This window comes from Flavobacterium sp. H4147, assembly GCF_029360735.1.
Classification (GTDB): Bacteria; Bacteroidota; Bacteroidia; order Flavobacteriales; family Flavobacteriaceae; genus Flavobacterium; species Flavobacterium endoglycinae.
In genome coordinates, this window is the sequence record NZ_JARKNB010000001.1 from 370,473 (window position 1) to 386,467 (window position 15,995).

At 34.5% G+C, this 15,995-nt stretch carries 10 protein-coding genes; 1 reads left to right on the forward strand and 9 read right to left on the reverse strand.

What is annotated here, in order from left to right; genetic code table 11:
- Window positions 1-36: 36 nt before the first annotated feature.
- The 7 genes from P2W75_RS01695 to P2W75_RS01725 all read right to left on the reverse strand — a co-directional run bounded on the left by P2W75_RS01695 (window position 37) and on the right by P2W75_RS01725 (window position 12,371).
- Entirely contained in the window at window positions 37-420 is a 384-nt protein-coding gene (locus tag P2W75_RS01695) for a VanZ family protein (protein ID WP_276378665.1), read from the reverse strand.
- Window positions 413-793, reverse strand: coding sequence for a glycine cleavage system protein GcvH (gcvH, locus tag P2W75_RS01700; protein ID WP_207297765.1), 381 nt, complete (start codon window positions 791-793; stop codon window positions 413-415). Before gcvH ends, P2W75_RS01695 begins: the two co-directional genes overlap by 8 nt.
- An 85-nt stretch (window positions 794-878) precedes the next feature.
- Entirely contained in the window at window positions 879-8,084 is a 7,206-nt protein-coding gene (sprA, locus tag P2W75_RS01705) for a cell surface protein SprA (RefSeq protein ID WP_276378666.1), read from the reverse strand.
- A 23-nt stretch (window positions 8,085-8,107) separates the two neighbouring features.
- The gene (ruvA, locus tag P2W75_RS01710) at window positions 8,108-8,689 is read right to left on the reverse strand and encodes a Holliday junction branch migration protein RuvA (RefSeq protein WP_207297767.1); all 582 of its coding nucleotides are present in this window, start codon (window positions 8,687-8,689) and stop codon (window positions 8,108-8,110) included.
- 79 nt (window positions 8,690-8,768) lie between these two features.
- A complete protein-coding gene (locus P2W75_RS01715) occupies window positions 8,769-11,060 on the reverse strand; it encodes an NADP-dependent malic enzyme (RefSeq protein WP_207297768.1) in 2,292 nt (763 codons plus the stop codon).
- A 159-nt stretch (window positions 11,061-11,219) separates the two neighbouring features.
- Window positions 11,220-11,645 carry a CBS domain-containing protein gene (locus tag P2W75_RS01720; RefSeq protein WP_207297769.1) on the reverse strand — a complete coding sequence of 142 codons (426 nt, stop codon included), beginning with the start codon at window positions 11,643-11,645 and terminating at the stop codon, window positions 11,220-11,222.
- Window positions 11,646-12,128: 483 nt separating this feature from the next.
- A complete protein-coding gene (locus P2W75_RS01725) occupies window positions 12,129-12,371 on the reverse strand; it encodes a helix-turn-helix domain-containing protein (RefSeq protein WP_207297770.1) in 243 nt (80 codons plus the stop codon).
- Between the two features lie 87 nt (window positions 12,372-12,458).
- Between P2W75_RS01725 and P2W75_RS01730 the strand changes: the two genes are divergently transcribed.
- On the forward strand, window positions 12,459-12,779 hold the full coding sequence (locus P2W75_RS01730; protein ID WP_276378667.1) for a hypothetical protein: 321 nt from the start codon (window positions 12,459-12,461) through the stop codon (window positions 12,777-12,779).
- Window positions 12,780-13,053: 274 nt separating this feature from the next.
- Here P2W75_RS01730 and P2W75_RS01735 read toward each other — a convergent pair whose 3' ends face one another.
- Window positions 13,054-15,060, reverse strand: a complete 2,007-nt coding sequence (locus tag P2W75_RS01735; RefSeq protein WP_276378668.1) for an OmpA family protein — start codon at window positions 15,058-15,060, stop codon at window positions 13,054-13,056.
- Between the two features lie 11 nt (window positions 15,061-15,071).
- Window positions 15,072-15,983: a type IX secretion system membrane protein PorP/SprF gene (locus tag P2W75_RS01740; protein ID WP_276378669.1), complete on the reverse strand. Its 912-nt coding sequence runs from the start codon at window positions 15,981-15,983 to the stop codon at window positions 15,072-15,074.
- Window positions 15,984-15,995 lie beyond the last annotated feature (12 nt).

Sequence of the window (15,995 nt, forward strand, 5' to 3'; positions counted from 1 at the left end):
GCAATAAAAAACCCACCGAAGTGGGTTATTGTATTCTTATATTTTATTAATCTGCTTTTTAAAGGCTATCGCCAGAAAAACTGCTGCAACTGCTCCTAATGCATTTGCCAAAACATCACTTACATCTGATGCTCTAGTAACGGTTAAAACTCCCTGTAGAATTTCGATTGTTATTCCGAAAAAAACAGAAAAAATAAACGAAACCAAATACGCTTTATAATCTTCAGATTCTACTCCTTTAAGTTCTTTTTTAAAGAATAATATCCAAGAAATTGTAAACCCGAAATGAAAACAAAAATGTACTATTTTGTCTACGCTCGGAAAATTAACTTTTGGAATATTACTTGAATCCGTCAAACAAAGGTAAGCGATAATTCCAGAACAGATTACTGCCCAGATTAACAATAGTTGTTTAGGCACCGATAAGTTCTTTGTAAGCTTCGTCAGACAATAAAGTATCGATTTCTTCTGGATTTGAGATTTTAACTTTAATCATCCATCCCTCTCCATAAGGATCAGAGTTTACCGTTTCAGGAGCACTTTCTAAATCTTCATTAAAAGCAATAATTTCTCCAGTTAAAGGCAAGAACAAATCTGAAACTGTTTTTACTGCTTCAACTGTTCCAAAAACCTCATCTTTATCAAGTGTCTGATCTAAAGTTTCTACTTCAACATACACGATATCTCCTAACTCTTTTTGTGCAAAATGAGTGATTCCTACTGTTGCAACATCTCCTTCAATGCTAACCCATTCGTGATCTTTTGTGTACTTTAAATTTGCTGGTATGCTCATAATTGTGTGTTTGAAAAATTGATATTTTGATAATTTAGTGACAAATGTAACAATCTCTAATAAAATTTCGTTTGAAAACCTAAATTTAATTTCCGAAATTATAACGAAGCGTAAAGCCCGATCTAATGTTTGTTATTGGGAACGATGTCGAAATAACTGCTTTTGAGAACGAATGATCGTAATAGAAAATAGCCGTTAGGTTTTTACTGAATGAATAATCAGCAGTTAATTTTAACGCCCAAATATTCTGACCTGCTGCCAGCTGATTATTGTCATAATCTAAATAACGCACTAGAGTTTGATTATTTCTAAATGAGAAATCGGCTTTTATATTAATATCACTTTTAATAATTCCTGTTGGATTGTCTGCCAGTCTTGATGAAAAAATTACATCTTTGAAACGATATCCTAATCCAACTATGTATTCCATTCCTTTTACTTCTGTCAATAAGTTATTATCAAAACTCATCGACAATGCTCTATCTTTTTTAATTTCCGAAAGAACACGAAGAGAACTTTTCAATTCAAAATCCATTCTAATTAATGGACTGAATTGTTCTACTAAATTGACATTCGACATGATGATCGAATTATAGAAATTGGTATTTACGTCTTGTACTTTTGGCGAGTCGTTGTAATCGAAATTCGATCTAAACTGATTTATAGTATAAGAGGCTCTGTAATTATGCTGTAATGAGAAACGTTTAAATTTATCTTTGAAATATTTATAACGCATTAATCCGTTGTATTTAATACTCCAGTTTGGTATTGGGAAACTTCTAAACACACCTGTTGACGAATTTGACGCATCTGCACCTGTATAGGCTGCTACGAAAGCAGGCAATAATACTGCCTGATTGCTTTTGCTGTAACCAATAGGATATCCTTGATTGGAAACGTAGATGTTGTAATTAGGATCTGTTTCAGCTGGAATGGGGTTATTTGCATCTCCATATCTTGGAATCACAACTCCAGATCCGTAATGTTGTTCTGCCAGACGGTTTGCAATTATTAAACGATTATTTCTGAATTCATCAAATGCTGCAGATTCATTTTCGTTACTAGTTGAAAATGCTGTTTTAATCAACACAGTCGAAATTGAGAACATTCCGTAGGTATACGGAGACAATGGCAGATACTCACGTGTTGTGGGATCAACGCTATATTGTTCTGAAGTATTTTCAGAATACGAACGATCCATTGTCAAATCGATTTTTAAATCAGGGAACAAATCAACATTTGCTGTAACTTTTAAAAGTTTATTGGTCACCTGTGTAAAATTCTGGTTGAAATCCTGATACGTAGTCAGCCATCCATTCTTAGCGGCTTCGTAACGAACATCATCCTGACTTCCGAATACAAATCCTAAACTTGGTTTTGAAGTTCCAAAGAAACCAACACCCGGCGTATAACCTGGCAAAACGGTTCCGCTGTTTTTAGTATAGTTAATTTGAACATTTTTAATACTTGTTAATACACCCATCAATCCATCGTAGAACGGACTGTTGGCTGTAACTGGTTTTGCTGTATTTACAATTTTTTCTCCCGGTTTTGGCGGTGCTGCTTGTTTTGGTTTGGCCTGTGCTTTTGCTCCCGGCGTTAATCCTAAATACTTATACAGCGTACCCATATTTAACGTTGTGGTAAGTGTATTAGAATTTGCATTTTGAATTGTATTTCCTAAATCATACACATTACCGCTATCATCAACATATTCTGAAAATGCTGTTGAAGAACGCTGCCAGCTGTAATCTGCCGTATACGAATAACTTGCTTTTACGAAACTAAAAATTGGAATTTTGTTAATTGGAATTTCATAGTTCAGCACTAATTGTTGTACGTGCTGGTTTGGTGTTCCAATATCCCAATAATCATCCCAAATATTAAAATCTTCTTTTGGCGTATTATCGTTGTTTAAGAAGTTTCTAACAATATTGTTTGAAGCTGCTGTATAATTCAACTTTAATGATTTGGTTAAATTAAAACCAAAACCATATTGATAGTTGAATGCAAAGTTACGTCTGTAAAGCGGATCAAGTCCGATTCCTTCTACATCAACTTGCCTGTATTGCTGACGATTGCTTTGTCTTAAAATATTTGTATTGAAAGAAATATTTGAAGGCAGGTAATTAAAGTTGAAATCGCTTAGCAATTTCCAGTAATCACTTTTCTTCATAAATTTCGTATTCTTCAAAGGAGTTATTTCTTTTGGCTGAAAAGTATATGCATAATTGACAGCAGTATTAGACTGTTCGTCATTGTAATTTTCAACTTCATAATCATGTCTTTCTACTTGATTGTACGATTGTGAAAATGTAAAATTCTCTACATCGTATACATGCGGTTTTTGCTCCGGCGCGCGGTCTTTTCTAACTCCAATAAAGTTGATACTTCTGCGTTTTGTATAATCTACAGCACGAGTTCTAATGTTGTCTTTCTCTGCCTGATCTGTTGTTTCTCTTATCAACTGATCTAATTTAATATCCTGATTGAAAGGGTCGTATTCTGGAGTAATTACTTCTTCACCAATTGCATAATTAAATGGCAGGTTGATTCCCCATTTTTTAGGCAGTAATTTTCCTAAATTCAAATTAGTAACAATATTATATTGCTGAACATCTTCTCGATCGCGTTCGTTAGCTCCTTGCTCTAAAGATCCGAAACCTATAGTACTTTTTCTTCCTGTTGCCGAAACGGTAGCAAAATCTGCCATATTGGTATCGACATTTAATATTGCCGCCATACCGCCTTTGTTCTCAAGATCGGCTAAACGAAGTTCGTTGAACCAAACTTCTCCTTTAATATCTTTATGATCTGCACGGCTTTTTACACCCACCATTAAGTTTCGAACTAAACCAAAGTTTGGATTACCCTTAATACCTAAAGTTAATTTACTATCACCATCACCACCGCTTACATCTGGATCATTATCTGGATAGTAAATACCATTCGCATCTCTTTTACTAGAATTGATATCGATGCTCATGGCTTTGATTTTCATTTTAGTAAGCAATTCAAGAGCTAAATCAATATCATTATCTTCTCTCCAAACCTGATCTGCACTTATTGTACATGAACCTCCTGTTGTGGTAACTTTTAATGGAATCTCAATTTGATAGAAGTTTTGCGTAAAGTCATTTCCAATACGAATGAATCCCACCATCTCGTCATCTAATAATGTATTTTCGTTTGGTAAGGATTCTGCGTGAAGGAACATTTTCAGTTTTTTATACTGACGCATATCCACACTTACATTTTTGAAAACCCCTTTTGCATTTTGATACTGTAAACCACTACCTCCTACTCTAACTGCCAACGCCTGTTCATTCTGATTGATAACGGTATTGTTATTATACAATTGTTCTCTTCGAACTCCCGGAGGCATTACATAATTAACCGGACATTTGGTTCCGTTTTCCTGAATATTTACAGCTGCAACATCAAACTCAACTCCATCAGTAGTTGGATTTTGATAATTAGCATCTAATACTCCTGTATATTTTCTCCATTCTCCTCTTACTAAATCTAAAGCTCCAAAACGCATTGTCATTTGCCCGTTAAATCCAGTCATGAACATACGCATGAAACGAATAGATCTAAAATCGGTAATATTTCCAACTGTATTTTTAGGCTGCGAAACTGGTATTTTAAACTGAATCCATCTTGCATTTGTAGTTCCTCCGTTAGGAAGTTCAACATTACTTACTTCACGAATATCTGTAATATAGTTTTCCCCAACCTGCATTCCCGGTTTTACATCAATACTGTATTCATAATATGCATTAATAGTACTCATCGTATTATCACGGTTGATGTCCTCAACATCTGGAAGTGTAGTCGAACCACGATTAGGATCACTTATACTTACGGCTGAGTTTCCTTCTGTCCCATTATAGTTTTTATAACGTTCTAAAACCCCGCCATCAGTATTTAAATAATACGTATAATCATCTGCCGCTGGATCAGATTCTCCTGCATAGTTTGTATATACAGAACCTTCTCTTGAGCTTGGAAGTCCATCTAAACCAACGTCCTGATTTTTTCTATTATCAGCATTGGTATCAAATGCATAAATTAAAGATTGAGATGCTGGAACATCTCCCCAAATAGGCTGTGGATTTACCATTACCTGATCAGGTCCTAATCCATTTTCGTATTGTTTTCTTCCATCTTTCAAAATATCTTCAGAGATTTCACCTAAGTTGAAGTATATTTTACCTGTATTATTACCCGCCGCCTGCGAATTTCCCACATATGGATCAAGTACCCAAAACTGGATATACTCCACATTTCCCTGCTCAAAATTGGTTGAATTTAAAGCACGCATAATACCTCCAAAATTAGTTGAAGGATCACTCGATCCAAAACTTGGATTATTATTATATGGTCCTCTTTCAGATGGATAATACGTTAAATCAAGTGTATTGACCACTTGAATTTGCCCTTGTGCAATATCGGTATTTGGATATAACTCACGACTATAAATTCGTCTTGTAGTATTTAGAGACAAATCATCGTTTGAAATTCCAGAAGGTTTTGAAGAATAAAAAACAGGGTCAATGGTATACCATGATAGTTTCGCTCTCTTAAAACCATAATCTAAAGTGCTGAAATTTCCATTAAAGGTATTATCATTTATATTACCTACTAATGGCGTAGATGACAAACTCCAAGCATACGCCGAACGCATATCGATAGTAGACTGTGATCCTTCAAAATCATCTACATAAATAGTAGCTTCTCCTTGAAAGTCACTTGCCTTTGGAGCATCTGGTTTTAAAAAAGCAACTTCTCCTCTAATTGAAAGGTTAGAAGGAACATCGGTATCTATATTTGGAAGTTTATTTGCTAATCTGGTTAAGAAAGGAACTTCTGTTGAATAATTTCCGTTAAATCCAAAAATTGTATTGTTTACTGATTCCTGACCGTAAGTCGATTTTTGAGTAAACGGTCTTTCGGTCATTTTTAAATAAGTCCCACCAACTACAAATTTATCCGAAATTTTGTGCTCAACATTGAATCCCATAAATCTTCGGGTTTGTTGTCCAAAAATTGAATTGTTTTCCAACGAAACTTCAATTGGTGTATTTGATGCTTGTAAAGAAGGATCCAAAATCTGAACTCTTCCTAATTGATAATCGACACTATAATCAATTCCTTCTACCAGCACTCTTCCTGCCGCTGTTACAACAACAGATCCCTGCGGTACATTGAATGCTCCAATTGGAATACCGTTACTTCCTGATGATTTGTATTTTCCTCTCAGTAAGTACTTGTTTTTATCACTGTCCTGTAAAGCTCCCGACTGGGTGTTACGATACATGTTTCTAAACACATATTTTCTCTGGTTTGCATTGTAGGTACCTGGATCGTTATAGGATTGTCCTGCACCATCTTGTAATTTATTAAAGATAAGCTCTCCAAAAGGCTCTTTTGTGGTAAAGATAATACGTCCGTTTTGTACATCGACTGTAATTCCCGGAACATAATCGAAGAAACCGTCTCCGCCCGTCTGTGGATCATTATTGTAATTTAAGCGATCCAGATTAAAGACATTCAACAAAGGGGTATCTGTCAATTTCATGTCTGGTGCAGGATTTGTTGGAAAAGTAGATCCCTGAACCGGCGTAATATAATTTATAGGCGAAGGATCTGTATATAAAATGTTCAGCCTGAAATCGTCTTGTTTTAATTGATATGCCTGCGGAATTTGGTAAACGTTTTTCATCATCAGGTTCCAAACCGGATTGGTTACGTTTGTCAAGTTACTTTTCAGCATTTTTAATACTAAACTTTGAGAAATAACCGCCTGATTTCCGTTACCGTTTCCTGTTACCACCGTTGCATCGGCACCATTGCTGGCAAATTCTCCAACTTGGTATACTTTTCCTCCAACTGTATATTCAAAGGCAACTGCTAGAATTTCATCATTTGCCAAACGTTGCTGCAAAGAGATATATCCTAACTGTGCATTAAAAGTATATTCGTTTGTGGTTAATTTACGGGCATTTTCTAAAATAGAGTAATCGGTTGCTTCGCTGATATTGGCAATATTAAAACCAGATTTTGCTGTTGCAATTTCTCTAATATTTGAATTTAAATACGATCCTGACTGACCAATTGTTGTGGGATCGTATTTGTTGTTGTTATTATTCGTTGGCGAATCAATTGGGTTATTGAAAAATCCCGCTGTTGTACCAATAACAACGACTTCATTATCTGGAATTCCTGTAATCTGGGCTTCTCCTAAATCCTGAAGTGCTATAATGTTTCGTAAGTTGTTGCTTGTTGTAGTTACACGGTTTTGTTTATTGGTTACCCAGACTTCAAGTCTCGTTATCTGTACACGGCTATCAATAAACGGATAGTTTCTTAATGAGTTGTCGTATTTGTTTCTAAAATACTGCGAAAGGAAAAAGTGTCGGTCGTTGTCATAGTCTAAGGCATAGAGGTCAAAGTTCTGAACTGTACCTCCATTTTCTGCCACAACACTTTTAGTTTGTGATTTTTGTTCTGAGAAAACCCCTGTAATGGTTGTTCTTCCAAATTGCAATTGTGTTTTTACCCCAAATAAACTCTGCGCTCCACGAATTAAGGTACTGTTAAGCGGCATGCTTACGTTACCAACCTCAACTTTTTGAATAATATCGTCTTCTGAAGGTGTATAAGCCAGTTTGAATAGGTTTTGGAAGGCAAATGTTGATTGGGTATCGTAATTGGCATTCACTTCTAAACGTGTACCAATTTTCCCCATTAAACTCATACTGATACGCTGATCAAAGTCGAAAGTAAGACTTGAACGGTTACGTGGTGAGAATGCGGGATTATCTTGTTTGGTATAACGCAAACCTAAGTCCATTTCTACGGAACCAGTAGGTTTTACATCGATTGTATTGCTTCCGAAGATGCTTTCAAAAAGACTTGAGTTGATATAATATCTTGGTAATAAGTCTTTTTTGGCTGCTGCGGTATTGTTTTTCTTTCCGTCGATTGCATCAGATTTTTTTCTGAAATAATCTCTTCTTGCTTCTTTCAGAACTAAATTTTCATATTCCTGTCTTGTTAATACAAGCGGATAATCAATTGAAAAGCCATCAACTGATTTTGTGTAAATGTATCGATCTGTAGCGGGATCATATTTATAACCTGAAAGTACGCTTGGAGGATTTTCCAATTCCAATTTCCCAACAGAAAACTGAGTCTTGGTTGTATCTTGAACCGCTGGATTTACTTGTGATCGTATAACATTACCACAAAATAAAACCAGTAAAAAAATACAAATTTTACGCATACAATTGGTTATCAAAAGTGAGTTTATAAGCTTTTCAAAGCCTTTTTAATGATCGTTTCGACAGTAGCTTCCGGATCTTCTTTTACGATTCTCTCTACTACTTTTTCAGAAGTTTTTCTAACAAATCCTAAAACTTCCAAAGCAGATAACGCTTCATCTCGATTTGTATTGTTTTGAACTATAGAAACTTCGTCTAAATCATACAATTTTAACACTTTTTCTTTCAGATCAAGTATTACTCTTTGTGCGGTTTTGTTTCCAATTCCTTTTATAGACTGGATTATACCAACATCGCCTGATGCGATTGCATTAATTATTTGTTTGGGTTCTATTGAAGAAAGCATTGTTCGTGCAATACCTGCTCCGATTCCTGAAACTGAAATAAGCATTCTAAATATCTCTCGTTCAGACTTTTCTACAAAACCATATAAAGTATGCGCATCTTCTTTTATTTGAAGATGCGTATACAGTTTTATATAATCAGCATTCGGAATTAATGAAAAAGTGTGTAAAGAAATATTTACGTGGTATCCCACCCCGCCGCAATCAATTACAACTTCTGTGGGATTTTTTTCAACTAATTTCCCCTGCAAATGTGCTATCATAGTATAAATTATAAAGATCAAATATAATAAAAATGCAATAAAATTAAGACAATATTAATTGATCCTTATTTTATTTGTACTATTGCGCTAATTTGTTCTTTTTATTCTCTTTTTCCTGAGCGTCAATAACAGCAATAGCTGCCATGTTTACCATTTCTTCAACGCTTGCTCCTAATTGGAAAATGTGGACTGGTTTACCCATTCCCATCATAATTGGCCCAATAGAAGCTGATTTGTTCAATTCTTTCATCAACTTATAGGTGATGTTAGCCGACTCTAAATTAGGGAATATCAGTGTATTTACTTTTTTACCTGCTAACTTAGAGAATGGGAATTTTTCTTGAAGCATTTCAGAATTTAATGCAAAGTCTGCTTGAATTTCACCATCTACGACCATCTCTGGGTGATTTTTGTGTAAATAAGCAACTGCATCTCTCACTTTTGCTGCATTCTGATGGGTAGATGATCCAAAGTTTGAGTACGAAACCATTGCAATTACAGGCTCAATTCCGAACATTTTTGCTGTTTTAGCGGTCATAAGCGCAATGTTTACCAAATCTTCAGATGAAGGATTGATGTTGATTGCAGTGTCTGACAAGAACATTGGCCCACGAGTTGTAAGCATCATATTGGCAGTTGCTACAAGTGAAGCTCCGTGTGCTTTTTCAATTAACTGAAGCATTGGTTTTACCACACTTGGATAACTTCTTGAATAACCTGTAACTACAGCATCAGCCTCTCCTTCGTTTACCATCATAGCTGCGTAATAGTTTCTTTCGCGCATAAATTTCTCTGCGTCAAGTTTAGAAACACCTCTGCGTCCTCTTGATTCCCAGAATGATTGTGCAAATCTATTACGTCTTTCTTCTTCGCTATCTGTTTTTGGATCGATGATTTCCAGTTCAGCATCAAAACCTAATTCAGCTTTTAATTCTAAAATGGTATCTCTGTTTCCTAATAAAATAGGGAAACCAATTCCGTCTTCGTAAACGATTTGGGCTGCTTTTAATACATTTAACTGATCTGCTTCAGCAAAAACAACTCGTTTAGGATCTAACTTAGCACGGTTCGTAATTAAACGCACCATTTTGTTGTCGTTACCCATGCGCTCGCGAAGCGTATCTTCGTAAGCGGCCCAGTCTGTAATAGGATTTTTGGCCACGCCAGATTCCATTGCTGCTTTTGCAACTGCAGGCGCTACAACGGTAATCAATCTAGGGTCGAATGGTTTTGGGATGATATATTCTTGTCCGAAACCAAGTTTTGTGGCTCCATAAGCTACGTTAACTTGTTCTGGCACTGGTTCTTTTGCTAAAATGGCCAAAGCTTTTACAGCAGCCATTTTCATTTCTTCGTTAATTTTGCTGGCACGAACGTCTAAAGCTCCTCTAAAAATATATGGGAAACCAAGAACGTTGTTTACCTGATTAGGAAAATCTGAACGTCCCGTAGCCATAATAACGTCTTTACGAGTTTCTACAGCCAGATTATAATCGATTTCAGGATTTGGATTTGCCATTGCGAAAACGATAGGATTATCGTTCATCGTTAGTAACATTTCTGGAGATAAAATATTTCCTGAAGATAATCCGATGAAAACATCTGATCCTTTTACAGCGTCTGCTAGAGCAATTTGTCCGCCTTCAACAGCGTATTTTAATTGTAAATCAGAAAGTGAAGGATTGTCTTTTGTTAAAAGTCCTTTACTGTTGTACATTAAGATGTTTTCTACTTTTACACCTAATGAAACGTATAAATCAGTACAAGCGATCGCTGCAGATCCTGCCCCTGAAACTACCATTTTTACATCTTCGGCTTTTTTTCCTGCTAATTCTAAAGCATTGATTAAAGCTGCAGAAGAAATAATTGCAGTTCCGTGCTGATCGTCGTGCATTACCGGAATGTTTAATTCTTCAATAAGTCTTCTTTCAATTTCGAAAGATTCTGGTGCTTTGATATCTTCTAAGTTGATTCCTCCAAAAGTTGGAGCAATATTTTTTACAGTCTGAATGAATTCTTCGACATTTTTAGTATCGATTTCGATATCAAAAACGTCAATGTCAGAGAATATTTTAAACAATAAACCTTTTCCCTCCATTACAGGTTTTCCTGCTTCAGGACCTATGTCTCCCAGACCTAAAACAGCGGTACCATTTGAAATTACGGCAACTAAATTTCCTTTTGCTGTATATTTGTAAACATCTTCAATGTTTTCTGCAATTGCTAAACAAGGCTCTGCAACTCCCGGCGAATAAGCCAACGATAAGTCTCTCTGGGTTGCGTATTTTTTTGTTGGAACTACCTGAATTTTTCCTGGAGTTGGCTCTGCATGATACAGTAATGCCTCTCTTTTTTTACTCTCTTTGTTCATTATTTTAGCTTTTATTCTAGCTTACAAAGATATAAGTCTTACTTTAAAAAGGGACTTTTTATTGATGCTTTCTTTTGTTAAAATATATTATAGAAGTCTATTCAAAAAAAATAGTCCCGCTAAATACGGGACCATTTTTAATGTTAGTATTCAATATCTCTATTGAGAAATGTAAGAATTTAAATGTTGGATGGTATCTTTTTGAATTTCAATGATTGCCTTAACAACGTCGCTAATCGAAATTATACCTACTACAATTCCATCTTCTAAAACAGGTAAATGTCGGATTCGTTTAGAACTCATGAGTTCCATGCAGTCATCAATATTATTTGACAATCCTACAGAAAAAACATTGCTTTCCATGATTTCGCTTACATAAGTTTCTTTTGAAGATTTGTCTTTTAAAACAATTTTTCGCGCATAATCTCTTTCAGACAAAATCCCTTTTAAATCGGTTCCGTCGATAATGAGAATGGCTCCAATGTTTTTTTCGCCCATTACTTTTAAAGCTTCATAAACGGTTGTAGTTGTACGTACCGAATAAACATTTTTCCCTTTTGCTTTTAGTATTTGATCTACAGTCATATCTGAAAAATTTTATTTTCATAAAGTTAAAACAAAAAGAAATACGATTCGCAACGAAATCGATTTTTTAAAACATAAACAATTCATTTTAAACATTATAACAAATATTTAAAATTTCAAAAAACATCTTCTAAAAGAAGAAAACATTTACAAGGTTTTTTTATGAAAAATTAGATTTTTTAACTTTTGAATTCTGTTTGTAAAATAATTTGGCATTTGTGTAGTCCCTATGGGACAAATGCGAGGGGATTCATTTTTTTTCTACCGATATATAATCTCTTCGAGATATTTCGATAGGAATTTAATACTGATAGAATTACATAAATATAAATTTCTAAAAGATATTTCAATGTAAATTTGATATTGGCAGATACACTCCGGTAGGAGTTTAATATTGGTAGAAAAAATAATATTCCCCCATTTAAAATATCCCGTAGGGATTATATAGATATTTGGATTTTATTTTTTTAATCTGAAAATAAATTATTGATTTTCTGAAAATATTTGACCTATTAAAGTACCAGCTTCTATTTTCAATGAATCAGCTATTGAAAAAAGTAAACTAATGGTAATATTTTGTTCTCCTTTTTCAATTCGTTGAATAGTTCTTACATCAACATTGCATAATGTTGACAATTGTTCTTGCGTAATATTTTCTTTTCCTCTGAGTTGTTTTATCAATAAACCTAATCTGATAATCTCTAACTCGTATTTGTTATTTTCCACAAATCAAATCTATTAAACAGCGAAAAAAAACAGCACGACATATATGTCGTGTTTAAAATATAATCATACATTTGCCAAAAAAATATCATGAAAACCAATGAAATTCAAAATTTAGAAGACCTTAAAAAATTGATTAACATCTATTTTCGTAAACTAAAATCATCTCATGACCAATCAGGAAATAATATTGCTGAAATTAAATTTGTCAATTATTATGAATTGGGTTGTGTTATAACCAATTTGCTAAAAATGTGCATTTTGGCATTGGATCATGAACCTGCTAAAAAACAATCTATTAATGTGTCTTTAATTTTAGAAACGGTTTTAGAAATGTTTCCGTTAGATGAATTTGAGTTTTTGAGCGAAATAAGTGAAATGTACATTTCGGATTCTAATGGTATTGAATAAATATGTCGCCCCGATGGGGCTTTTGTTTTACTTATTAATCTATTTCTATACATATTTCACCCCAATGGAGCTCATTTTTTCTAATAGATTAATTTTTCTATAAATATTTTATCCCTCTGGGATAATTTATCAATTATTTGAAAGCTCCAGCGGAGCAAAATATCTATAGAAAAATAATAGTGACAAAAACCAAAAAGCTCCAGCGGAGCGAAATGTGTATAAACCAAATATATCTTAAACAAAAAGGACTGTATCGAAATACAGTCCTTTATTATTACATACTAACGATTATGAATTCGCTTCGTCTGTTTTGCTGATGTTCTTTTTCGGTACATTTTACACCATCGGCACATTTATTTACCAATTGTGTTTCTCCGTATCCTTTTGCTGTTAAACGTCCTGCATCGATTCCTTTGCTTATCAGCCAGTCTTTTGTAGATTGTGCTCTTTTATCTGATAAAATCTGATTGCTTTCAGTTGATGAACGGCTGTCGGTATGTGAACGAATGTCTACTTTTATGGTTGGATATTGTTTTAGCATATCTACCATTTTTTGCAATTTAGGTTCTGAATCTTTTCTGATTGTTGCTTTTCCTAAATCGAAAAAGTTCATTGGTATGTTTAACAGTTTTGCTAAATCGGTTCCAATTGTGATATTTACTTTAACTGGTTTGATTGAATTTGCTTTTATTACTACCGGCATTGCTTTTACGATTGGTTTTGGTTTCTTTTCTAAAGCAATTGGCATTACCACTGAACCGGTAGATTTTTTAACGGCAAATGAAACTTCTTTTGGCAGATATTCATCTTTCGAACTTCTGATGAAATATTTTTTACCACATTTTACATTCAAGAAAATATAATTTCCGTTTGCATCTGTTTTTGCTTCTACTGGAGTTACTTTTCCTGCTTCATCAAATAAAACCAAAGTTACATTTGCAAGTGTTTCACCCGTTTCTTGATCTGTAACGGTTCCTGAAACTTGCTGCTCGCAGATTAATCTTCTGTTTTCTGTAAAACGGTAAACATCGTCTAATCCGTGTCCGCCGTCTCTGTTTGAAGAGAAAAATCCATTTCTGTTTTTGCTGTTAATCATAAAAGCAAAATCATCTTGTTTGCTGTTTATTGGTTCTCCAACATTTTGTACTTCTTCAAAAGTTCCTTCCTTAGAAATTTTCGAAACGTAAATATCAAGTCCGCCAAGTCCAGGTCTTCCGTCGGTTGCGAAATACAGTTCGTTTTCTTCTGAAATAAATGGGAAAGTTTCTCTTCCTTCTGTATTAATTTCCGATCCTAAATTTTCTGGTGTGCTGTACGTTCCGTCGGCTAGAATATTTACTTTAAATAAATCTGAAAGTCCTAACGTTCCCGGCATATCTGATGCGAAGTACAATATTTTTTCATCTGTACTTAATGCTGGATGTGCTACACTATATTCGTCGCTATTGAAAGGAAGTTCTTGAATATCTTTCCATTCACCATCAATAAATGTCGCTTTGTAGAGTTTTAAAAATGTAATTTTATTTTCATTTTGTCTTCTTTTACCGTTTACAGAATTGTTTCGGGTAAAGTACATTGTTTTTCCATCTTTTGTAAAAACTGGAGTCGACTGGTTAAGGTTTACTTCTAGGTTTCTTTTATGAAAAAATACGGGTTCATCAATACTTCCGTCGTTATTAAGCTTAACGGTATACAAAGTCGAAATGGCTTTATTAGTCCATTTGAAATTTTTCTTAACAATCGAACCTGTATCTCTGGCTGATGTAAAAACTAATTTATTGTCTAAAATAGTGCTTCCGTAATCAGAATCGGCTGAGTTAACTCCGGCATCTGCAATATCAAAACGACCTGAGTTTCCTTTGATATCTTCGAGGTAGCTTTTGTTTTTTAAGAATAAAATGGCTCTTGAATCCTGCGGTGCTTTTTGGCTGAATTTATCTAAAGCTTCGTCTGCTCTAGTGTAATTTCCGTCTGCTTTTAAACACTGTGCATATTTGTATAAATACTCGGCTTCTTGGTTTTCATTTATATTGAATAACTCTTTATAGTATACAAGAGCTTGTTTTAATTCGCCAATGAAGTAGTAAGAATTTCCAAGTCTTTGAAATATTCTTTCTTCCTTAACTCCTTTTTTTACTAGCTTTTCATATGCGTTTATAGCATCTGCGTAAGCGTAACTATCGTATTTTTTGTCTGCACTTTCTATACTTGCTGTTTGGGCATTTGCATTGAAGAAAAAGCAAAAGAACAAAAAGAAATAAAGTAATTTTTTCATCTTCATATTTTAATCGATTAAAAGAATCTTGGTGAAGTAAGTTTGTTATAGTTATTGAAGAAATCAAAACGCAGGAAAACTTCATGCGATCCTGAATTGTATCTTCTTAACTGTGTCGTTTCGTGATCATAACCATATCCTATATACATTCCTCTTGAAACTTGAAATCCTGCCATTGCACTAACCGATGCACTCCAACGATAGGCCACACCTACAACAAATTTGTCGTTGAACATGAAGTTTCCTGAAACGTCTACTTGAAGCGGCGCTCCTTCTACCATTTTGGTTAATAAAGCTGGTTTGAATTTTATGTATTCTAAATGATCTAAATTGAACACATAACCTGCCATGAAATAGTAGTTTATTTTTTCTTTGAAAATAGCTGTATCATTATCATCGTAACGGCTTGTTTCGATAAAATTAGGAACTGATAATCCTAGATACGCACGGTCTGAATGCCAGTAAATACCGGCACCAATATTTGGTGTAAACTTGTTTTTTAAATCTTGAAACTGCGGATCGTCTTGATCTTCATAACTTAATTTATTAGCATCAAGGTTAAACATGTTTGCCGTTGCCTTAATACCAAACGAAAGTTTAAATGATTCTGAAGTTGGAACGCTATACGATAAATCTGCCGACAAAGTGTTTTCATTTGTTGGTCCGATTTTATCGTTTACCAGCGAAACTCCTAATCCTAAATTACTGTTGTTTAAAGGAGTATTTATCGAAAAGGTGCTTGTTTTTGGAGCTCCGTCAAGTCCAATCCATTGGGTACGATACAATCCGAAAGCACTTAATACCCCGCGTGAACCTGCGTAAGCGGGATTGATTTCGATTGTGTTATACATGTATTGTGTGAATTGGGCATCTTGCTGCGCTGAACACACTACTGTAAAAAACATGAAAATTAAACCTAATTTTTTCATTTATAAGAGTTT

What these genes read in the sequence shown, in the direction of transcription:
- gcvH (WP_207297765.1), bottom strand. Translation starts at nt 793, where the DNA reads ATGAGCATACCAGCAAATTTAAAGTACACAAAAGATCACGAATGGGTT.
- sprA (WP_276378666.1), bottom strand. Translation starts at nt 8,084, where the DNA reads ATGCGTAAAATTTGTATTTTTTTACTGGTTTTATTTTGTGGTAATGTT.
- ruvA (WP_207297767.1), bottom strand. Translation starts at nt 8,689, where the DNA reads ATGATAGCACATTTGCAGGGGAAATTAGTTGAAAAAAATCCCACAGAA.
- P2W75_RS01715 (WP_207297768.1), bottom strand. Translation starts at nt 11,060, where the DNA reads ATGAACAAAGAGAGTAAAAAAAGAGAGGCATTACTGTATCATGCAGAG.
- P2W75_RS01720 (WP_207297769.1), bottom strand. Translation starts at nt 11,645, where the DNA reads ATGACTGTAGATCAAATACTAAAAGCAAAAGGGAAAAATGTTTATTCG.
- P2W75_RS01730 (WP_276378667.1), top strand. Translation starts at nt 12,459, where the DNA reads ATGAAAACCAATGAAATTCAAAATTTAGAAGACCTTAAAAAATTGATT.
- P2W75_RS01735 (WP_276378668.1), bottom strand. Translation starts at nt 15,060, where the DNA reads ATGAAGATGAAAAAATTACTTTATTTCTTTTTGTTCTTTTGCTTTTTC.
- P2W75_RS01740 (WP_276378669.1), bottom strand. Translation starts at nt 15,983, where the DNA reads ATGAAAAAATTAGGTTTAATTTTCATGTTTTTTACAGTAGTGTGTTCA.